The 20399-nt window shown below is 45.8% G+C and carries 24 protein-coding genes; 13 read left to right on the plus strand and 11 right to left on the minus strand.

Annotated elements, in window-relative coordinates:
- Positions 1 to 11: 11 nt before the first annotated feature.
- Genes wrbA through bepA form a run of 3 tightly spaced genes read right to left on the minus strand, consistent with a single transcriptional unit; the run spans position 12 to position 2457 of the window.
- On the minus strand, positions 12 to 575 hold the full coding sequence (gene wrbA / locus GT360_RS04240) for an NAD(P)H:quinone oxidoreductase (protein WP_164647667.1): 564 nt from the start codon (positions 573 to 575) through the stop codon (positions 12 to 14).
- Positions 575 to 919 (minus strand): arsenate reductase (glutaredoxin), encoded by a 345-nt coding sequence (arsC, locus tag GT360_RS04245; protein WP_164647668.1) that lies wholly within the window; start codon positions 917 to 919, stop codon positions 575 to 577. Before arsC ends, wrbA begins: the two co-directional genes overlap by 1 nt.
- Positions 920 to 957: 38 nt before the next feature.
- Positions 958 to 2457 carry a beta-barrel assembly-enhancing protease gene (gene bepA, locus GT360_RS04250; RefSeq protein ID WP_164647669.1) on the minus strand — a complete coding sequence of 500 codons (1500 nt, stop codon included), beginning with the start codon at positions 2455 to 2457 and terminating at the stop codon, positions 958 to 960.
- Positions 2458 to 2660: 203 nt separating this feature from the next.
- Here bepA and GT360_RS04255 point away from each other — a divergent pair, with 203 nt between their 5' ends.
- From GT360_RS04255 to GT360_RS04265, 3 genes are all read left to right on the plus strand, one after another.
- Entirely contained in the window at positions 2661 to 2885 is a 225-nt protein-coding gene (locus GT360_RS04255; RefSeq protein WP_164647670.1) for a sulfurtransferase TusA family protein, read from the plus strand.
- A 3-nt stretch (positions 2886 to 2888) separates the two neighbouring features.
- Positions 2889 to 3953, plus strand: coding sequence for an AI-2E family transporter (locus tag GT360_RS04260; protein WP_164647671.1), 1065 nt, complete (start codon positions 2889 to 2891; stop codon positions 3951 to 3953).
- 241 nt (positions 3954 to 4194) lie between these two features.
- Positions 4195 to 6069: a methyl-accepting chemotaxis protein gene (locus tag GT360_RS04265; RefSeq protein ID WP_164647672.1), complete on the plus strand. Its 1875-nt coding sequence runs from the start codon at positions 4195 to 4197 to the stop codon at positions 6067 to 6069.
- 64 nt (positions 6070 to 6133) lie between these two features.
- Here the strand turns inward: GT360_RS04265 and bcp are convergent, their stop codons facing one another.
- Together bcp and GT360_RS04275 are read right to left on the minus strand one after the other, a co-directional pair.
- Complete coding sequence (gene bcp, locus GT360_RS04270; RefSeq protein WP_164647673.1) at positions 6134 to 6601, minus strand: thioredoxin-dependent thiol peroxidase; 468 nt, start codon at positions 6599 to 6601, stop codon at positions 6134 to 6136.
- Between the two features lie 13 nt (positions 6602 to 6614).
- Positions 6615 to 7157, minus strand: coding sequence for a glycine cleavage system transcriptional repressor (locus tag GT360_RS04275; RefSeq protein ID WP_164647674.1), 543 nt, complete (start codon positions 7155 to 7157; stop codon positions 6615 to 6617).
- Between the two features lie 239 nt (positions 7158 to 7396).
- Between GT360_RS04275 and dapA the strand changes: the two genes are divergently transcribed.
- Both dapA and bamC read left to right on the plus strand, forming a co-directional pair.
- A complete protein-coding gene (gene dapA / locus GT360_RS04280; protein ID WP_164647675.1) occupies positions 7397 to 8275 on the plus strand; it encodes a 4-hydroxy-tetrahydrodipicolinate synthase in 879 nt (292 codons plus the stop codon).
- Positions 8276 to 8370: 95 nt separating this feature from the next.
- A complete protein-coding gene (gene bamC / locus GT360_RS04285) occupies positions 8371 to 9387 on the plus strand; it encodes an outer membrane protein assembly factor BamC (RefSeq protein WP_164647676.1) in 1017 nt (338 codons plus the stop codon).
- A gap of 69 nt (positions 9388 to 9456) precedes the next feature.
- Here bamC and GT360_RS04290 read toward each other — a convergent pair whose 3' ends face one another.
- From GT360_RS04290 to GT360_RS04305, 4 genes are all read right to left on the minus strand, one after another.
- Positions 9457 to 9699: a DUF2897 family protein gene (locus GT360_RS04290; protein WP_164647677.1), complete on the minus strand. Its 243-nt coding sequence runs from the start codon at positions 9697 to 9699 to the stop codon at positions 9457 to 9459.
- Positions 9683 to 10381, minus strand: a complete 699-nt coding sequence (locus GT360_RS04295; RefSeq protein ID WP_164647678.1) for a M15 family metallopeptidase — start codon at positions 10379 to 10381, stop codon at positions 9683 to 9685. The genes GT360_RS04290 and GT360_RS04295 overlap by 17 nt, the downstream gene beginning before the upstream one ends.
- Positions 10382 to 10384: 3 nt before the next feature.
- Positions 10385 to 11521, minus strand: a complete 1137-nt coding sequence (gene dapE, locus GT360_RS04300; protein WP_164647679.1) for a succinyl-diaminopimelate desuccinylase — start codon at positions 11519 to 11521, stop codon at positions 10385 to 10387.
- 62 nt (positions 11522 to 11583) lie between these two features.
- Positions 11584 to 11928 (minus strand): ArsC family reductase, encoded by a 345-nt coding sequence (locus tag GT360_RS04305; protein WP_164647680.1) that lies wholly within the window; start codon positions 11926 to 11928, stop codon positions 11584 to 11586.
- Between the two features lie 254 nt (positions 11929 to 12182).
- Between GT360_RS04305 and GT360_RS04310 the strand changes: the two genes are divergently transcribed.
- Positions 12183 to 12944 (plus strand): ion transporter, encoded by a 762-nt coding sequence (locus GT360_RS04310; RefSeq protein WP_164647681.1) that lies wholly within the window; start codon positions 12183 to 12185, stop codon positions 12942 to 12944.
- A 173-nt stretch (positions 12945 to 13117) separates the two neighbouring features.
- A complete protein-coding gene (locus GT360_RS04315) occupies positions 13118 to 13399 on the plus strand; it encodes a winged helix-turn-helix domain-containing protein (RefSeq protein WP_164647682.1) in 282 nt (93 codons plus the stop codon).
- A gap of 62 nt (positions 13400 to 13461) precedes the next feature.
- Here the strand turns inward: GT360_RS04315 and GT360_RS04320 are convergent, their stop codons facing one another.
- A complete protein-coding gene (locus GT360_RS04320; protein ID WP_239502579.1) occupies positions 13462 to 13818 on the minus strand; it encodes a DUF4156 domain-containing protein in 357 nt (118 codons plus the stop codon).
- Complete coding sequence (locus tag GT360_RS04325) at positions 13815 to 14162, minus strand: DUF2956 domain-containing protein (RefSeq protein WP_164647683.1); 348 nt, start codon at positions 14160 to 14162, stop codon at positions 13815 to 13817. Before GT360_RS04325 ends, GT360_RS04320 begins: the two co-directional genes overlap by 4 nt.
- Positions 14163 to 14247: 85 nt before the next feature.
- Between GT360_RS04325 and GT360_RS04330 the strand changes: the two genes are divergently transcribed.
- The 6 genes from GT360_RS04330 (at position 14248) to GT360_RS04355 (ending at position 20389) form a co-directional block, all read left to right on the plus strand.
- The gene (locus tag GT360_RS04330; RefSeq protein WP_239502580.1) at positions 14248 to 14733 is read left to right on the plus strand and encodes a DUF2919 domain-containing protein; all 486 of its coding nucleotides are present in this window, start codon (positions 14248 to 14250) and stop codon (positions 14731 to 14733) included.
- A gap of 100 nt (positions 14734 to 14833) precedes the next feature.
- Positions 14834 to 15736: a Dyp-type peroxidase gene (locus tag GT360_RS04335; RefSeq protein WP_164647685.1), complete on the plus strand. Its 903-nt coding sequence runs from the start codon at positions 14834 to 14836 to the stop codon at positions 15734 to 15736.
- Between the two features lie 127 nt (positions 15737 to 15863).
- Positions 15864 to 17000: a flagellin gene (locus GT360_RS04340; protein ID WP_164647686.1), complete on the plus strand. Its 1137-nt coding sequence runs from the start codon at positions 15864 to 15866 to the stop codon at positions 16998 to 17000.
- Between the two features lie 251 nt (positions 17001 to 17251).
- Positions 17252 to 18388 (plus strand): flagellin, encoded by a 1137-nt coding sequence (locus GT360_RS04345; RefSeq protein ID WP_164647687.1) that lies wholly within the window; start codon positions 17252 to 17254, stop codon positions 18386 to 18388.
- Positions 18389 to 18742: 354 nt separating this feature from the next.
- Positions 18743 to 19873 (plus strand): flagellin, encoded by a 1131-nt coding sequence (locus GT360_RS04350; RefSeq protein WP_164647688.1) that lies wholly within the window; start codon positions 18743 to 18745, stop codon positions 19871 to 19873.
- A gap of 87 nt (positions 19874 to 19960) precedes the next feature.
- Complete coding sequence (locus GT360_RS04355) at positions 19961 to 20389, plus strand: flagellar protein FlaG (RefSeq protein WP_164647689.1); 429 nt, start codon at positions 19961 to 19963, stop codon at positions 20387 to 20389.
- Positions 20390 to 20399: the final 10 nt, after the last annotated feature.

Below are 20399 nucleotides of genomic sequence, written 5' to 3' on the forward strand. Positions count from 1 at the left end.
TTATTTTATGTTCAGCGGTCTTGCAGACGAAGTGCTACTTGTGCAAGTCGAACACCTTGGCGTTGCGCCAACTCTGACTCATGAGGTGTAAGCTGTTGAGAATCGCCAGCAGCACTTGCTCCATAAGGTGTACCACCGGATTGGGTTCCATGCAAAGCAGGCTCGCTGTATGGGATACCCATAACCAGCATACCGTGGTGGAAGAGAGGCAGCATCATACTTTGTAAGTTGGTCTCTTGTCCGCCGTGTAGACTGGATGAAGAGGTAAACACGCATGCGGGTTTGTCGATCAGTGTCCCTTTAACCCAAATATCTGAGGTTTGATCCCAAAAGTGTTTCAGAGGGGCGGCCATATTGCCAAACCATACTGGACTGCCCATAGCTAAACCAGCGCAGTCACTCAAATCTTGCTTGGAGATAATGGGGTCTTTGGGGGCGGTATCGTCATCGAAACTCGCCACTGTTACCAGTTTTGCTTCACAGTTCTCAACGGTCTCGACACCTCGAGCAATTTGACGCGCCAAAAGGCGCGTCTTACCGTGGCGACTGAAGTACAGCACCAATATTTGAGTCATTAAAGAATCTCTAATACTTGCTCAGGTGGGCGTCCAATCTTGGCTTGATCATTGTTGACCACAATTGGGCGTTCCATCAATTTAGGATTTTCTGCCATAGCCGCGAACAGTGCGTCATCATCCGCTTGTTTCAAGCCTAGCTCTTTATAAAGATCTTCTTTGACTCGCATCATGCCCCTTACGTGATCCAGCCCAAGCTGTTTGAATAGAGAGCGAAGCTGTTCTTCATTTGCTGGTGTTTCAAGGTATTTAATCACAGTGGGCTCAACCCCATTTTCTTCTAGAAGAGCCAATGTTTGGCGGCTTTTAGAGCAGCGAGGGTTGTGGTAGATAGTGACTGACATACGATTTCCTTTCTATTTATTATATTGAAGCAGTGTGGTTACCTTAGGTTAAGGAAACGGTCACGTTGCTCCATGAGTTGATCAATTCTTGCGTCGTAGCGGGCTTGTTTTAGGCTGCCTAACTCGGCGATTTGGCTCGCTTGAGTATAAAACTGAATGGCTTTATTCCAGTTTGCTTTGAGTGCCAAAATTTCAGCACGCGCTGCGAGATCTTCATCATTGCGTCCTAGCGCGTCACTGGCTTCAGATAGAAGGTGCCAGCCGTTGACGTCCTCTGGATTATCATGGGTATAGCGTTGCAATGCGCGTGACGCATCCTGATAGCGCTCTTTTTTCAACAATACATTGGCATGGTTAATACTCAAAACGCTATTTCTAGGTTTGTTTTTTAACGCCGCTTCCAGTTTTTTCAGAGCGACATCAGGCTCGCCCTTCTCAATGTATAAGTCTGAGATAGCGTCGAGATAAAAGTTGTTGTTTGGGTCGTCGCGCAGTAACTTGGTGAGAATCTCTTCTGCTTGATCGAGTTTGCGCGTATCCAAGTAAACGAGTGCGCGTCCGTATTCGAATGCAGGCTTGATTTCAGGTGAAGTTCTACGCTCTGTGCGCTCTAGCCAGTCCATAGCCGCGTCACTGTTGATGCCAGCATAACGTGCCACAATTCGACTTCTCGCGAGGTGGTAGTCTAATGACGGCATAATACGCATTGGCGGATATTGCTGAGCTCGCTCGCGAGTATCGGTAATTCGGTCTTCTGGCAATGGGTGGGTGAGCAACATTGGAGGCGGTTTGCTTGCATAACGGTATTCATCGGCAAGGCGACTGAAAAATCGCGGCATGGCATCGGGTTCAAAGCCTGCTTTAGCAAGAGTCGCGATACCAAAACGGTCCGCTTCTCTCTCGTTACTACGTGTATAGTTTATTTGACTTTGCATGCTGCCAGCTGTTGTTGCAGTAATGGCGGCGATACCGGCTTCTGGTGCAGCGATGGCGAGCAGCAAGGAGCCAGCTAAAGCCGCAATTGTTGCGGGTGTTCGGCGAGCTTGCTCTTCCATAGAGCGAGCAAGGTGTCGCTGGGTGACGTGGGCAATCTCGTGTGCCACGACAGAAGCGAGTTCACTTTCAGACTTTGCATGCAAGAACAATCCGCTATGCAGGGCAACATAACCACCAAAAAAGGCAAATGCGTTGATGTTACGATCGCGGATCATAAAGAAAGTAAATGGCGTTTTGACATCATTAGCATTCGCGACCAATCGATGCCCCAGCGAATCAATATATTCGTTGAGCACCGGGTCATTGACGATCGGATAGCTATTACGAAGCATACGCATGTAGGCTTCACCATAAATGGATTCTTGGTCAATGGTTAGCGTGCCGCCAGCGGTTGTACCGATACTAGGCAGTTCAATGGGATCAGCGCTCATCACGTTCGTAGGGAAAGTCAGCGCTGCACTTAGTGTTAAAGCGAGCAGGGAACGTGGACGAAAAAACGTGTTGATAACGGTTACTCCATAACAGCTTGGATAATTATCCATTTTCAGTTTACGACCCTGAATATTATCTAGGGTACATATCATTGACAGCGCTACTGACAATGAGTTTCAACAAAATGCAGTGTATCACTTCGGTGTGGGATTAGTAGCATGGAACGTGCATCAAGTGTTTACTTTGGCATAAATCTTTTTGCTATTGGCAAAACAAGATACAATGATTTTATATTCCCACTGATGGTGTTGTGATGGCTGACAATCTGCTCGACTTACGCAGTGAGCGATGCCCAATGGCGTTGTTGTTGGCAAAGCGCTTTATCAAAAAGCACACTTCGAACACGATGATCGGTATCCTCGTTCAAGACAAGAGTTCTTGTCATGATATTGAGCGTTACATCAAGGCTCAAGGCTTTGCTTATTCAATAGAACATGATGAAGGTGAGTGTCTCATCTCACTTAAAAAGGATAATTAATCAATGCTTGATATGGTACGTCGTTGGTACAAAAGGCGTTTTTCTGACCCAGATGCAGTGAGCTTGGCTGCGATTCTTATTTTCGGTTTTATCACCATCTATTTTTTTGGTGGCTTGATTGCTCCCTTGCTGGTGGCGATTGTACTTGCTTATCTTTTGGAGTGGCCAGTCAATCAATTAACCAAAGTCGGTCTGCCTAGAACGCCTGCAGTTATCTTTGTTGTCACCACTTTCTGCGGATTGATGTTATTGGCTGTATTTGGTTTGATCCCAACCGTATGGCAGCAGATCTCTAACTTAGTGAATGATGTACCGAAAATGTACACCGACCTCCAGGTGTTCATTAGTACGTTGCCCAAGCGCTACCCAGAATTGGCGAACTTGCAGATTGTTGAAACGTTGGCCGACAACACCAAAAACCAGGTGCTCAGTTTTGGTGAAACGGTTGTAAAAGGCTCTCTCGCTTCATTGGTCAGTCTTGCAACATTAGCTGTCTACTTGGTATTGGTTCCCCTTTTGGTGTTCTTCTTGTTGAAAGACAAAGGCGAGATGATCGAGATGCTCAGCGGGGTGTTACCCAATAATCGTCGTTTGGCGGCGAAAGTTTGGGTGGAAATGAATGAGCAAATCTCCAACTACATTCGAGGCAAGGTCTTAGAGATCTTGATTGTGGGTGGTGTCAGCTACATTACCTTTGCATTACTAGATTTACGTTACTCAATATTACTCGCTGTTGGCGTGGGGCTATCGGTTCTTATTCCATATATCGGTGCGGCTGCTGTGACGGTTCCGGTAGCTATTGTTGGCTTATTCCAATGGGGTCTGAGCACCGAATTCTATTGGTTGCTCATTGCTTACGGCATTATCCAAGCTCTAGATGGTAATGTGCTGGTACCTATTTTGTTCTCAGAGGCGGTGAACTTGCACCCTGTTTCCATCATCGTTGCGGTCTTAGTGTTTGGAGGAATGTGGGGGTTCTGGGGGGTCTTTTTTGCCATCCCACTCGCTACATTAGTGAAAGCGGTTTGGAATGCTCTGCCAAGCAATGATGAGATGATTGAGCAGTAGCGACGTTTTTGATTGGTTTTTATTCAAGGTGGCCTTAACGGTCACCTTTTTTTTGGCAAAACGTAAAGAGTTATTTCATATCTATTCTCAATTATTCGGTTTTAATTAAGATAATTCCTCAATATTTATAGGCGTTCGCCGATAAATAATCACATCGTCTGCATAATACACTTACGCATATGCGTATTGGGCATATAAATATAGTTACAATTGCCTTTAAGAATATCCGAGTGAGGAATGAATGAAATTTAGTCAAAAGATTGTAGCGGCATCTTCGGTGATGATGTTGCTTACTGTGTCACTTTTGTCTTTTCAGCAGTTAAGAACCGTACGAGCAGAAGTCGAAGCTTTAGTCGGGAATAGCTTAAATGAAATGCTATCGAGCGCAACAAACACGGTACAGGCCGAGTTGAATAATAAACGCTCTCTTGCCCAAGTCGCGTTGGAGGCGTCTGATTATAATCCTCAAAATAAAAGCTATGTGAGTGATTTGATTGAACGACCAGAGATTAAAACCAGTTTTATCGCTGCAGGTTTAGGCTATGAAGCGGATGGTTCAATGGTTGAAAATGATGACGAGTGGGAAGTGGATGCGAGTTACGACCCGAGGTTGCGTCCTTGGTATATCGACGCTAAACGCGCAGGCTCTCAGCAAATTATTACAGAGCCCTACTACGACTCATCGATCGATGCGGTTATTGTGTCAATTGCCAGCTCGGTCTTTAAGCAAGGGCGTTTTATTGGCGCAATGTTCTTTGATGTTGACCTGACTGGTCTGGCGGATATTACCAATAGCATCAACCTAATGGATGCAGGTTATCTGTTCATCGTGACGGCAGATGGAATCACTATTGCTCACCCAGATGACCAACTCAATGGTGAGCCAATGGATAAGTTTCTGTCTAACGTACCTATCCGAGAAGGTTTGGCTGAGTATCAAATCAATGGAATATCATACTTGGTCAACTTCGACCATATGCCTGAAGAAAACTGGTATGTTGGCGCTATTGTTGATGAGAGTATTGCTTTTGCAGCAATAGATAGCCTACGCAGCAGCGCGGTTCTCTACGCATTTATTGGCGTGCTGTTCAGTGTTGTTGCCCTGAGCTTGTTGATAAAGGGTTTGATGAAACCACTTTCTGAGCTTAATGAAGCACTTAAAGATGTTGCTTCTGGCCAAGGTGATTTGACTAAGCGTTTAGATACCGACACGGATGAGGAGTTCGCGGAGTTAGCGCATAACTTCAACACCTTTACCCAAAACCTTCAGCAACAGATTGTCGACTCAAAGCAGATCTCGACAGATATTCTTAGCGGTACAGAAAAAACCGTCCGTAACTCAGAGCAGTCTTCGGCAGCCATGCAGCAGCAACTGCAAGAACTAGAGCAGTTAGCGACCGCGATGAATGAGATGGCAGCGACCGCAACCGATGTTGCAAATAACGCACAAAACGCGGCAACGGCAGCAACTCAAGCGGATAAAGCGACCTCTGATGGGTCGGGTGTGGTTGTGAAAACAACCGAGGCCATTGACCGCCTTTCAGCTCGTATTGAGCAAGCGGTTGAGGAAGTCAAAGGTCTTGAATCTGCCACTTCAAACATTGAAACAATTTTGAAAGTGATTAACGATATTGCTGATCAAACCAACCTGTTGGCACTCAATGCAGCAATAGAGGCAGCAAGAGCGGGTGAGTCAGGGCGTGGCTTTGCTGTTGTCGCCGATGAGGTGAGAACGCTGGCGCAACGTACTCAGCAATCAACAACCGAAATTCGTACCATGATTGAGCAATTGCAAGCAGGAGCTGGCTCGGTGTCTGCTGCGATGGCAGATAGTCGCTCCACGGCAACGCAGGCTGTCGATGCAGCGCAGAGTGCTAATATCGCCCTTGATCAAATTCGTCACTCGATACAGCAAATCTCTGATATGAACCTTCAGATTGCTTCGGCAGCAGAGCAGCAAAGCTCAGTAGCGGAAGAGATCAACAACAACACGGTGAAGATCAAAGACCTGTCGACCATGGTGGTTGATGCAGCAGATAATGCGAATGAGTCGATGACCGAGCAGATTGAGAACGTTCATAAGCAAGAGACACTGTTGAATAAGTTTATTGTCTAATCAACAGTTAAAAACTAATAATGCCAGCATACGAGTGCTGGCATTTTTTTGAAAGATGAAGCGGTTACTCAGCTTTCAAATAATCCAAAACAACCTCATGGTGGTTCTTGGTTTTGAATTTGTTGAACACGTGTTCAATAGTGCCATTTTCGTCCACTAAGAAGCTTAGGCGGTGTAATCCGTCATAGACTTTTCCCATAAACTTCTTCTCTCCCCACACACCGAACAAATCTGCCACGGCATGATCTTCATCAGAAAGCAGTGTGAAATTGAGTTCATCACGTTCGACAAATTTAGTGAGACGTTTCACTGGGTCGATACTGATGCCTAAGACGACGACATTCAATGTGTCTAGCTCTGCTTTCGTGTCGCGCAAGCCTTGTGCTTGAACGGTACAGCCAGGGGTCATCGCTTTAGGGTAAAAGTAAACTAGGACTTTTTTTCCAGAAAAATCGCTGAGCGAGACGGTTTCGCCATTTTGATCTTGCAAAGAGAAGGCAGGTGCCTTGGTTCCTGCTTGAAGCGTGTTCATGTTGATTCCTTTATTATTGACTGCTTTTTATAAAATTTAGTGAGCCCTTTATACTGAGCTCTGCACAAAATTGATCAAACTGCTCTTGCAGTTCCATGAGGTTATAGCTACCACCGACAGAGGCTGTGATAGAGATATGGAACTGATCTTGCTCTGAACCGAGTTTGCGCTTGGAAATGGTTTGGGCACTGAGAGCATCGAGGCCGATCTCACGTTGTGCAAAAAATTGGGTCACATGCTCGGTAAGACCAATTCGGTCGTCAGACTCAATAACAACGTCGAGTTTATAGTCATTTGACGTCTCGGTGTGCTCAGAGGTACGTTTCATGATGGTAATGAGATCCAGCTCTTGGCCGAGCAAAGGCAGAGTTGTTTCAACGCGGGTGACCGACGGCGCACCGCCAGAGATAAGCATGATAAGCGTAAATTCATTGCCAAATAGAGCGATTCGGCTATCAATAATATTGCATCCAGCGCTAGTGACGTGATGAACGAGTTGGTTACACACTCCAGGACGGTCAGAGCCTACTGCTGTGATAACTAAGTGTTGGTTCATGATGTGATGCCATTGTTAGTAATTCCTTTATGGTTCGAATGTTAGCACATCCAACTAACGCATCCATTCAAATCCGCCGAGCTTGGCTATTTTCACCGCAGAAAATGAGCGAAAGCACAAACAATTGGTCATTCAGAGGAAAACATCACAGGTTTTGTGAATATATTGACTTATCTACGCTTGTTTTTCCTCTTGAAGCTACAGTAACATGCCAGAAGAAACCAATTAGGGAGATAGTCATGTTTTCAGGAAGTATCGTCGCGTTAATAACCCCTTTCAATCACGATGGTGAAGTAGACTACGTTAGCTTGAAGAAGCTGGTGGAGTACCATGTGGCAGCGGGCACGAAAGGCATTGTTGCAGTAGGGACTACGGGCGAGTCTGCTACCCTGACTGTCGAAGAGCATGTCAAAGTTGTTTTAAAAACCGTTGAGTTCGCTGAAGGCCGAATTCCGGTTATTGCTGGCACAGGTGCGAACGCGACTCATGAGTCGGTGACATTCAGCCGTCTACTTAATAACTCAGGCATTGCAGGTTGCTTGAGTGTCACACCTTACTACAACAAGCCAACTCAAGAAGGTCTGTACCTACACTATAAAGCAATCGCTGAAGAGAGTGATGTACCGCAAATCCTTTATAATGTACCAGGTCGTACCGCTGTTGACTTACATCCAGAAACGGTAGCCCGATTAGCTGAAATTGAAAGCATTGTTGCATTGAAAGACGCGACAGGTGATTTATCAAGAATTGCAACTCACCGTGAACTTTGTGGCGAAGATTTTATCTTACTGAGTGGTGATGATGCGACGGGCCTCGATTTTGTTCGTCAAGGTGGTGACGGTGTTATCTCTGTAACGAACAATATTGCTGCAGCAGACATGGCGAAAATGTTTGATTTGGCTAAAGATGGTTTGTTTGAAGAAGCTGAGGTGATCAACCAGCGCTTGATGACACTGCACAAGAATCTGTTTATCGAATCTAGCCCTATTCCAGTGAAGTGGGCAGCGACTAAAATGGGTTTGATTGCTCATGGTGATTTGCGTTTGCCACTGACACCACTTTCTGCAGCATCGCAACCTATTGTGGCTCAGGCTATGTCGGAAGCGTGTATTTACTAGTTTTATCTTACAAAGCGACTCATTAAACCGGGTAGCTTAATAAGTTATTTATCTTCAAAAGTGTCGGTGTTGAGCCGGCACAATTAGGAGCGAAAATGAAATTTTCTCGTCAGCTAGTTGTTGGATCTCTAGCTGTTTTTGTTTTATCTGCGTGTTCTGGTAGTGCCTCTCAGCGCCGCCAAGCCAAGGATGACTTTGAATACCTTAATACCCCGGAATTGAAAGAGTGGACGGCGGCAGAGGGTTCGCAAGTCGAAGTCTACCCTAATTATCGTATTCCACAGGGTGAGTTCCAGGGTGAGATTGGCCGTGGTGTTGATATTCGTCCGCCGCAGCAGATCCTTGAACTGATACCGGGTGCTCGAATTGAACGTGAAGGAGGCGAGGCCACGCTCTGGATGCTTCGCTCTGAGGAACAAGTACGCGTTTGGCAAACCATGCTCGGTATGCTTGCCAATACAAATACTGATATCGTCAGTCAGACAGATGAGCGAGTTGAGACAGGTTGGGTGACTTGGAATTCTGAAGATGAAGACGTTGAGATCGGCAGTCGCTATGAGATTTCTCGTTTTGAAGCTAATAATCGCTTCGGTTTTAAGATCTCACTGATCGACTGGAAAGAAGCAGGGACAGTTAAACCAGTCTCGGCGACGAACAAAGAGCGCTATAACGCGCTAATGACCAACCAAGTGACGGCTCGTTATGACCAACAGCTTCGTGAAGAAGCGGAGCGTAAAGCACAAGAGCTGGTGAAACAAATTCCAATCACCATGGGTACAGACCGCAGTGGCTTGCCGGTTATCATTGCTCGTACACAATACAACGTATTGTGGCAACGATTGCCAACGCTGTTACCAAACATGGGTTTCACCATTGAAGAGCGTAATCAGTCGCAAGGTCAGGTCAAGGCGCGTTATGCAGCGCAAGACGATGAGTTTTGGAAAGAGATTGGGGTTAAGCCTGTTAACCTTGAAGTCGGTGTTTACACCTTCTTATTCGGTGATCTTGGTAACCGTACGTCAATCAACGTGACGGACTCTAAAGGCAAACCGGTGACGGAAGCGCTACTGAAAGATATGGCGCCAGTGATAGCCTCACTCGTCAGTGAATAGCCTCATTCGTCGCAAATAAAAAATCCCCGAAAGGGGATTTTTTGGGTCTGCAAGTTGGAAACCGGTGATTTAAGAGTCAGCCTTGTCGTTCTCATTTGGGGTCTTTTGATGGGCAGCCTCTTGTTTACTATTTTCGATAGCATCAATACGCTGCTTATTTTTTTTCTCAAGCTCGCTTAGCTTTTCTAAATCAGACATGGTTTTGGTTTTGCGCATCTGAACTTGCGAGACTTTTCTTAGCGCTAAAATGTTGCCGAGAATGAACCCCATCGCAAGAATGCTGATCACCCAAGGGTTAGTGAGAAAACTCATCTAAGTCTCCTTCATTGACAGACATGACATACTGAGTATAGATGTGCTCGAACTGCTTCTCTATGGTTTCCTCTCCTAGCAAACCTTGCTCAAGTATCACTTCCAACAATAAATGTGATTTAAGCTCGCGCCTGATTTCTTGCCAAGTCGTGTAATGGCTCACGTGCCAGGGTTCAAACTGATAACCACTGCGCTTACCGTCAAAAGGGAAAAAGAACCCAAACTGTTTCGCATGGGTTTTTAGCCATTGGAAAAAAGAGTGCTGCGGTCCAGCAAGGTACTCATTTTGAGTCAGTTGGAGAGGGGTCTGCGGTGAAACTGCATTATGGTCATAAAGGTCAAAATCACACCCCCAATGATGTCGACTGGTGCCCGGCAGTGCCGACCAAAGCAAGACGCTAAAGACTTTCTCGTGTTCTGTTAAAGACGGCATATCGATAGGTTGGTCATGCTTATCTAAAGTGGGTCTTTGTCCAAGCATTTTACTGTTCCAGATCGCCTTCTGCCGCTCAAAATCGCGAAAGCCAGAGGCAACACAAAGATTGAACCCAGCGTCACTGGCCGCCGATTTCAGCCTCAACAAATCAAGCTGCGCTGTTGGGTGGATCAGGAAATGTTTACTCCCTACCAGGCACTCCACAAGGTGTGAAGTGCTTAGGCCGACCAGTTCGCTAGGTTTCATCTTCTATTTCGCCAACAAATTGACAAGTGTTTGCTGATACATGTCAGTCAGCTTCTCTAGGTCTGGGACACTGACACACTCATTAACTTTGTGAATCGTGGCATTCACCGGACCAAGCTCAACCACTTGTGTGCCCATACGTGCGATGAAGCGTCCATCAGACGTGCCGCCTGTGGTAAGCAGCTCAGGACGTTTGTGATTTACCTCTTCAACCGCATCAACCACGGCCGTCAAAAGCTCCCCTTTGTCAGTAAGGAAAGGGTGACCACTCAGTGTCCATTTCAGATCGTAGTCTAAGCCGTGAGCATCGAGGGTTGAGTGAACACGACGCTTAATATCCTCATCAGTCAGTTCAGTACTGAAGCGGAAGTTAAACTGGACGTCGAACTCACCCGGAATCACGTTAGATGCACCAGTGCCTGATGAGAGGTTTGGGATCTGAAAGCTGGTTGGTGGGAAGTAGTCATTACCATTATCCCAAGTCGTCGCGGCCAGCTCAGCGAGCGCAGGAAGCGCTTGATGAACGGGGTTGTTGGCTAGGTGAGGGTAGGCGACATGGCCCTGTGTCCCTTTAACCGTAAGATCGCCTGTTATGGAACCGCGACGCCCATTCTTAATGACATCACCGACATGGTGTGTGCTCGATGGCTCACCGACGATACACATGTCGATGAGCTCATCCCGAGCCATCAGTGTGTCGACAACTCGCGTTGTGCCGTTGATGAACGGTCCTTCTTCATCTGACGTAATCAAGAACGCGATTGAGCCATCATGATCTGGGTGCTGTTCGATAAAACGCTCGACAGCGACAATCATACATGCGAGAGAGCCTTTCATATCGGCAGCACCGCGACCATGCAGGTGGTCATCGATAACAGTTGGGGTAAAAGGAGGGGTGTGCCATTGCTCTTCTGGACCAGATGGAACCACGTCTGTATGGCCTGCAAATGCAAACAGTGGTGCTTTGTTGCCACGGCGTGCCCAGAAATTGGTGGTATCTTCGAATACCATCACTTCAATCTCAAAACCAAGCGCTTTCAAGCGATTAATCATCACTTCTTGGCAACCCGCGTCTTCAGGGGTGACTGAGCGGCGGCTAATAAGATCTTTAGCCAATGATAAAACAGGGCTATCTGTCATTCTGTTTTCCTTAACGACGGAGGCAGAGGTGTTGCCTCCAGCTACTTACTAAATTACTAAAATTAAAAAATCGATTGGTATTGGTCAGCTTTAAAGCCGATATGAAGCTGTCCTTCGACTTCGAGGATAGGGCGCTTGATCATCGCCGGCGATTCAAGCAGTAAGGCGATGGCTGTCTCCTCAGAGAGCGACTGCTTCTGTTCATCACTTAATTGACGATAGGTAGTGCCTCGCTTGTTAACAACGGTTTCCCAGCCAAGCTCTTGGCAAAAGCGAGTAACTAGGGTTTCATCGATACCTTGTTTACGGTAGTCGTGAAAATCGAAAGTGACTTGGTTGTCGCTGAGCCAACGCTTTGCTTTTTTTATCGTGTCACAGTTAGGAATACCATACATGGTAATGCTCATAGTCGGTCCTACTCTTTGAAAACTGAAGCAATGAATGTAACAACCCAGCCGTTGCTGTGTCTAGCGTTTCTCAGACATTGAAAGGTAAAGGTGGCGTTATCGTTTCGCCTAGTTGGTGTAGAAGGGGCCATTGTTGGTTGTTTTGAGGTGGAAACGTGACGATACCTTTGCCAAGAGCGTATGATGAAATTACCGATTTATCCAACGGTGACATATAGTTACACTATAGGGGTGTGGGACAAGGATAAACAGTAGTGACTAAGACCAAACGCGATGAAATTGAAGAGATCGGCCCATTTCAAATATTTACGCTTATATTGTCGGTCTATGTCCTGCTTGCCTTATTGTTCGAACATCTGTTTTTGCCCGAAGAGGATGTAAAGCAGGTGTTGCGCATGGCTGACCATGTGGTGTGCGTTTTTTTCCTACTTGATTTTTCGATTCGCTTTTACCGTGCTGACAATAAATGGTCCTTTATGAAATGGGGCTGGATCGATCTGCTGTCAAGCATCCCGATGCTTGATGCATTTCGCTATGGTCGTCTTGTTCGGGTTATTCGTGTACTCAGGATATTGAGGGCGATTCGGTCGGTGAAAGTACTACTCACTTTTGTACTCCGCTCACGAATGCAAGGGACGTTCTCTTTGGTTGCCGCAATGTCGATCATTCTGATGATCTTTGGCGCTGTGGGGATATTGGAGTTTGAACGTGGCGCAGAGGGTTCAAACATCAATAACGCGATAGATGCGCTATGGTGGTCCTTCGTTACCATGACGACGGTAGGCTACGGTGATTACTATCCGGTGACCAGCGGTGGCCGAGTCATTGCAACCATGTTGATGATCTCTGGTGTTGGTCTATTTGGTACGTTTACTGGCTTTGTGGCGTCTTGGTTTGTGGAAGAGGAATCGAATAAAGATGACCAACAAGTCGATGAGTTAAAGCAGCAAATCGTTCAATTAAGTCAGCAACTGGAAGAGATTAAAGCTGTAATCGAGCAACAAAATTGTAAATAAAGTTATCAGAAAATTATTTAATTTATAGTTATCATGTTAATTTTCAAAGATTTAAAGTGATTTAATTCAATTGGTTGCATTTAATTTCTGTAAGTTGAAAAGATATTTGATCAAAAACAAACAATTTCAATCAGGAACGCGAATAATGTTCTAGAGATATTTAGGAGGTATCAATGGAACTGAGTCCTGTCTTTGCAAGACGTTTGTATATTGCTTTATTAGTGGATAGTGAGGAACGCCCAAACGTTCCAAAGCTAATTGAATTAACGGGTTGGCCACGACGTACTATTCAAGACGTGCTTAAGGCGCTTCCTGGCATCGGTATTTCTTTGAACTTTGTCCAGGATGGTCGCCGACACAACGATGGTTACTACCGCCTTTCTGATTGGGGGCCTTTTGACAGTCATTGGGTGAATTCCAAAAAGACGGATATCGTAACCAGTATCAATGCGTAATTGACGCATGATAAAGTTGAGAATCAAAAGACTTGCTCACGGCTTTGAGCAAGTCTTTTTTATTATTGGCTGTTGCAGCGGTAGGCTGTGCCAAATACCGTGAACGAAGTGACAAAGTCTTGTGGGTTGATCATGTAAACGGTATCTGCACCAAGCTGTTGTGCGTTATTTTTTAAGTCGTTAACGGCGCCGCGAATCATGACATCGTTGGTGAAAAAGAGATAACTGTACCAGTGACCTTCACTTCCCGTCACATCGCCGACCCATTGGCAATCTTGTGGGTCAAAACTGCCGTCAATACGTACTTCGATATCTTTAGCATCGTGAGTGAGTCTTGCCGTAGGGTTGGCGCAACCTGAAAGAACAATGGCAAATACAGCGCAAGTCATTAGGCGAGGAAATTTTCGGTTGTTTTTCATCGTGTCATTGTCCAAGCAGTGATAAATCCAACCCAGCTAGCGATGAGCAAAGCCCAGGGCAATTTTGGCGCCGTTGCCTCTGCTTTAGGCGCTGCTTCTTGTACGTTAGTGTGTGTATTTGTTTGTTGCTCTAGTTTGGTTTTCTCTTTCTTTGCTTGTTTTTTGGCTTTGTCGGCCTTTCTATTACGCTCTTTTTGCTGCTTTTTGTATTGGGCTATTCCTTTCGCAATACCTTGAGCGATAAGCTTGGTTTGCTCTTTGGTCTGTCCCGGTTTCTGCGTGGCACGGGCAATTGACATGGCTTCATTTTGAGCTTCTGCAGATGGTGGTGTGTTTTTATTCATTTGACTCTTTTGCAGTAACGGAAGTATTTATTTAGTGACATAATAGCGCTGCGCTCATATGAAACCAATCGGAAAGGAAGTCAAATTGCGTTATTCAATGGATCGATACACCGATCACGGTTTTCTAAAAGCCCCCACGTTGCTGATGTTAGGTTGGCTGTTCTTGGCTAGAGCTTGGGTGGTGTTTATCGTCGCTGGTGCAAGTCGAGACGAGGGCACTCAGATTTTGGAGTGGGTTTACCCTGACAGCGCAATGCTGAAAATGGGGATGTTACTCGGTTTGCCCCCATTGCTATTTATGTGGCTTATCTCACTGCGCAATGCTGAACGCAAGATGATTAACCGGATTGTGAGTATTGCAAAGCCCATTACACTCATAATGATATTGATACAATCTGGACAAACGATATACCATATTGTTTTGCAACACGGGGCGTTTAGCTGGTCGCATGGACTGACAATGGTGTTTATGCTGTGGTTTGGGCTTTACGTGATGAAGAGCAAAACAGTAGTCGACTGCCTCAAACGAAATGGTTATGACAGTGATCGAAAGTCTATAGCGAAGCAGTAAAAAGGGGACATCTATATCCGAATACATTCAAGCAGTGTCTTGGGGTATAGATAGATTAGAGGCTAAGCAGGCTTAGCGAGATAAAATTAAGGAAACTAAAATGTCTGTTGTTCAAAGTGCAATTCTTCCTGAAGCGGAACCATTTGCTCAATACACACTAATCAAAGTTAACCAAAACGAAGCGGCCGTCTTGGCTGAGCTTCAAGCGCTACCTGCATTGGTTGAAGAGCTAAACCAAAATCAACCGGGAGCAAACTTGGCGCTTTCTATTGCGTTTACTCGTCAGTTCTGGGCAAAGCTTGATGTTGCGATGCCTGCGGAACTTGAGTCGTTTGAAGCACTGGGTGAAGGTGATATTACCGCTCCTTCATCAGATGTTGATGTGTTAATTCACTGTCACTCTCAGCGCCCTGACTTACACTTTTACGTGTTGCGTAAGTTTATCTCTGCGGTTGAGGGCTGTGTTGACATCGTCGATGAAACGAATGGTTTCCGTTACCTAGACTCTCGTGACATGACGGACTTTGTTGATGGCACTGAAAACCCAGAGGGTGAGCAACGTCGCGAAGTCGCGATTATTCCTGAAGGTGAGTTCGCTGGTGGCAGCTACGTGATGGTTCAGCGCTTTATTCACAACTTGCCAGCATGGAATCGCTTGAACATCTCTGCTCAAGAGAAGGTTGTTGGTCGTACTAAGCCAGACTCAATCGAACTTGATGACGTGCCAGCGGCGTCGCACGTTGGTCGTGTTGATATTAAGGAAGAAGGTAAAGGGCTGAAAATTGTTCGCCATAGCTTGCCGTACGGCACGGTAAGTGGTGATCATGGTCTGCTGTTCATTGCTTACTGTCATACACTGCATAACTTTAAAGCGATGCTAGAGAGCATGTATGGTGTGACTGATGGGAAAACTGACCAACTGCTGCGCTTTACGAGCGCTGTGACCGGGGCGTACTTCTTCGCGCCTAGTCAAGAGATGCTGCAGGGCGTTAAGCTCCAGTAAGACATCCAAGTCAAAACCGTGATTTCGAACCGAGCCAAAGTGCTCGGTTTTTTTCTATTAAAGTCTCAATCCACCTCGCCGATAACAGTATGAGGATCTCTAAACTTAAACGACTAGCGACTAAAGCATGACCATCACCGTTAATACCAATATTGCAGCGATGACAGCACAAAGGCATTTAGCCAATGCGACGCATCAGCTCAATCAATCCATGGAGCGCCTCGCTTCAGGGAGCCGTATTAATAGTGCTAAAGATGATGCTGCTGGTTTGCAGATATCCAATCGTATCGAATCTCAGATGCGAGGTTTAGATGTCGCTGTACGTAATGCCAATGATGGTATCTCTATAATGCAAACGGCCGAGGGCGCGATGCAGGAAAGTACCCATATCATGCAGCGCATGCGAGACTTGTCACTGCAAGCAGCCAATGGCTCAAACTCTGCTGCGGAGCGCGAAGCCATACAAGAAGAAGTCACTCAACTTAATGATGAGCTAAATCGCATCGCTGAAACAACTTCGTTTGGTGGGCGTAAACTGCTTAACGGCTCTTTTGGCCACTCTGCTTTTCAGATAGGTGCCTCAAGCGGGGAAGCCGTCAATGTGTCTATTCTATCGATGCGAACCGACTCTCTGAGCATGGGGGGATTTAGTTACCGCGCCCAGACACCAAAAGCAGGTGATTGGCAGGTTGCTGCGGGTAGCGAACAGCTTGTGATGCGATATCTCGATGCGGATGGTAGTCATCAAACCATTACCATTGAAGCCAAAGTCGGCGATGATATTGAACAGCTTGCTACCTATATAAATGGTCAAACCGATGCCGTTTCTGCGTCGGTAGATGAAGATGGGCGCTTACAGGTCTTCATGGCAGGCAAAGAGACGTCAGGCACGATTAATTTCTCTGGTGGTTTAGCCGGTGAGCTGAACTTAGTCAACACAGGCTATCATTCGGTCAATGACCTAAATGTCCGCTCAGTCGGTGGTGCCCAGCAAGCCATATCCGTGTTAGATACAGCGCTGCAATATGTCGATAGCCATCGAGCCGAGCTGGGGGCACTGCAAAACCGTTTTAGTCACGCTATTAATAATCTTGATAATGTGCACGAAAACCTCGCAGCATCAAAAAGTCGTATTAAGGACACCGATTTTGCCAAAGAGAGCGCACAGATGGTGAAGCAGCAGATCTTGCAACAAGTGAGTGCGAGTATCTTGGCGCAGGCAAAGCGCCAGCCTGATATTGCAATTACGCTATTAAACGGATAAGGGTGCAGGAGAAGATAGGGCAGCGTTTATCGACCAACGCTGCGGCAACTTTAGCGATAATTCGATAAAAAACGTGAATTTAACGCTAACTGATGCATTTATAAACGGAATGAAAGTTTTTTTAAAAAAAGTGATTTTTTTTCTAAAGGATTCTCAGAGTGCGCCGTTAAGAAATTAACTTTGAGAGAACTACTTGGTTTTCCGAGACGTCGGAAACCGGAACTATCGGAAAATCAATTGGAGAAATCACCATGGCAGTGAATGTAAATACTAACGTAGCAGCAATGACAGCTCAGCGTCACCTTAACAATGCAAACTCAGCGCAACAGACTTCAATGGAACGCCTATCTTCAGGCTTCAAAATCAACAGCGCAAAAGATGATGCTGCGGGTCTACAAATCTCTAACCGCTTGAACGTACAAAGTCGCGGTCTAGATGTTGCAGTACGTAACGCAAACGACGGTATCTCTATTGCACAAACCGCTGAAGGTGCAATGAACGAGACAACCAACATCCTACAACGTATGCGTGATTTGTCTCTACAATCTTCAAACGGTTCAAACTCGAAATCAGAGCGTATTGCAATCCAAGAAGAAGTGACAGCACTGAACAACGAACTGAACCGCATCGCAGAAACAACCTCTTTCGGTGGTCAGAAACTGATTAACGGTACTTACGGTGAGCAGTCTTTCCAAATTGGTGCGGACTCGGGTGAAGCGGTTATCATGGAGCTGAAAGACCTTCGCTCTGACAACGGTAACATGGGCGGTCTAGCGCACAAAGCGGCTAACCCTCAAAGCGGTGATTGGGCAGTTGGTGCCGGTGCTGACTTGACTATCGGTTACACAGACCTAGATGGTGCGACACAAACGATTACTATCGACGCAAAAGAAGGCGATGATATCGAGCAACTAGCAACTTACATCAATGGTCAAACAGACGTTGTTCAAGCAAACGTTGATGAAAATGGTGCTCTACAAATCTACGCTGGTGAGAATAAAGTTGATACTAGTGTTGCACTGAGTTTTGGTGGTTCACTACAAACTGACCTAGCAATGGGCGCCGGCGCTGCTGTAACGGTAAATGACATCGATGTAACATCTGTCGGTGGTTCTCAAGAAGCGGTTGCAATCATTGACTCAGCACTAAAATACGTTGACAGCCATCGTGCTGAACTGGGTGCGATTCAAAACCGTTTCAACCACACAATCAATAACCTAGACAACATCAACGAAAACGTAAATGCGTCTAAGAGCCGAATCAAAGACACTGATTTCGCAAAAGAAACAACGGCGATGACGAAGTCTCAGATTCTATCTCAAGCTTCGAGCTCAATTCTTGCTCAAGCGAAGCAAGCGCCAAACTCAGCGCTTAGCCTACTAGGCTAATAAGCTTTCAAATGATGACAAAAATCCAGCTTCGGCTGGATTTTTTCTTTTAGAGATAGGAATAGGGCTGGAGGACAAAGTAACGCAAGCATTGAGTGTATAGTTCCACTCGCAACGACAACCTAAAGTGCCTCTGATTTCGTATTCTATATTTTTCTTCTACCTTCAACCTGCCTAAAAATTGTCCTAAGTCACCTCCGACATTCAATAAGCCCAACTAACTGATAAAAAATCGAAATTTCCCCTAAAGCAATTGCTATAGCCGCCGTTAAAAGATTGAGAGAAATGATATACGTCTTAGTGAGGTGAGAGACACGACGGCGTATAAACCTAAATGCCTTAAGGAGATCGACTATGGCAATTAACGTAAATACTAACGTTGCTGCTATGACGGCACAACGTAACCTGAACAATGCGGCGAATGACGTAAACCGATCTATGGAGCGCTTGTCATCTGGCTATAAAATTAATAGCGCAAAAGATGACGCAGCGGGTCTACAGATCTCGAACCGTTTGACATCGCAAAGTCGTGGCTTGGACGTGGCGGTACGTAACGCGAATGATGGTATCTCTATTGCACAGACAGCTGAAGGTGCAATGCAAGAGTCTACAAATATCCTGCAACGTATGCGTGACCTTTCACTTCAATCTGCTAACGGCTCTAACTCTAAAGGCGAGCGTATTGCTCTTCAAGAGGAAGTGACGGCTCTTAACAATGAGCTAAACCGTATCGCAGAAACGACTTCGTTCGGTGGTAATAAACTGTTGAATGGCACTTACGGCCAGCAATCATTCCAGATCGGTGCGGCTTCTGGTGAAGCGGTAATCATGAGCATGGGTAACATGCGCTCTGATACAACAGAAATGGGTGGTAAAGCTTTCACGGGTGCTGCACAAGCTGATGGCTGGGTTGCAACCAACGGTAACACAGAGCTTACTTTAGATTACACAGATAGCACTGGTGTAGTTCAATCGCTATCGATTGATGTTAAAGAAGGCGATGATATCGAGCAAGTTGCGACTTATATCAATGGCCAAAGCAATGATGTAAAAGCATCTGTTGGCGAAGACAACACGTTACAACTATTTGCTGCAAATACGGCAGTTGATACAAGTACGCTTGTTATTGGTGGTGACCTTGCAACTGATTTGTCTATCGGTGCAGGTGTTGATAAGACTGTAAACGACATTGATATCACGTCGGTTGCTGGTTCTCAGCAAGCGGTAAACGTTATCGATGGTGCGCTAAAAGCAGTTGATAGTCAGCGTGCAGAGCTTGGTGCAATTCAAAACCGTTTTAACCACACAATCAATAACCTAGATAACATTAACGAAAACGTTAATGCGTCTCGTAGCCGTATCCTAGATACAGACTACGCGAAAGAGACAACAGCAATGACTAAGTCGCAGATTCTGCAGCAAGCAAGTACCTCTATTCTTGCACAAGCTAAGCAGACGCCATCTGCAGCACTAAGCTTGCTATAAGGTTATCGATAGGTTTCGTTTGAAGCTTATTGAGAGCTCTGACTTAGGACGCGTTGGAGGCGAATGTACAGGACGGGAGTAGGTGCTATGGAATATTCTTCCAACACATCAGCAACCCATCCTTACGGCTCTCAAAGTGGCATAAACATTGCTTTAAAAAACCAAGGTCCAACACAGGTTGCCGCTCAAAAAAAGAGCGACAACACCATTGCGGTAAATGAACGAAGCGTTCACGCGAGTGAAAAAGTGAGTCAAATCACTTTGGAACGAAAGCAGCTCAATGAGCAAGAGCGTGAGAAAGTCGTCGAACAGTTGAATGAGTTTATCTCATCCATGAACAAAAGCATCGTGTTCAAAAAAGACGAAGATGCTGGACGTGAAGTGGTATCAATTTTCGATGTGGATACAGGTGAACTGATCCGTCAGATACCCGATGAAGAACTGTTAGAGGTACTAAGACGACTACGTCAGCAGTCCAGTGGACAAAGCACCGGGTTGTTGATTGATAAAGTCTAGGTTTTTGAGG

It is taken from the genome of Vibrio astriarenae (genome assembly GCF_010587385.1).
In the GTDB taxonomy this organism is placed as follows: Bacteria; Pseudomonadota; Gammaproteobacteria; order Enterobacterales; family Vibrionaceae; genus Vibrio; species Vibrio astriarenae.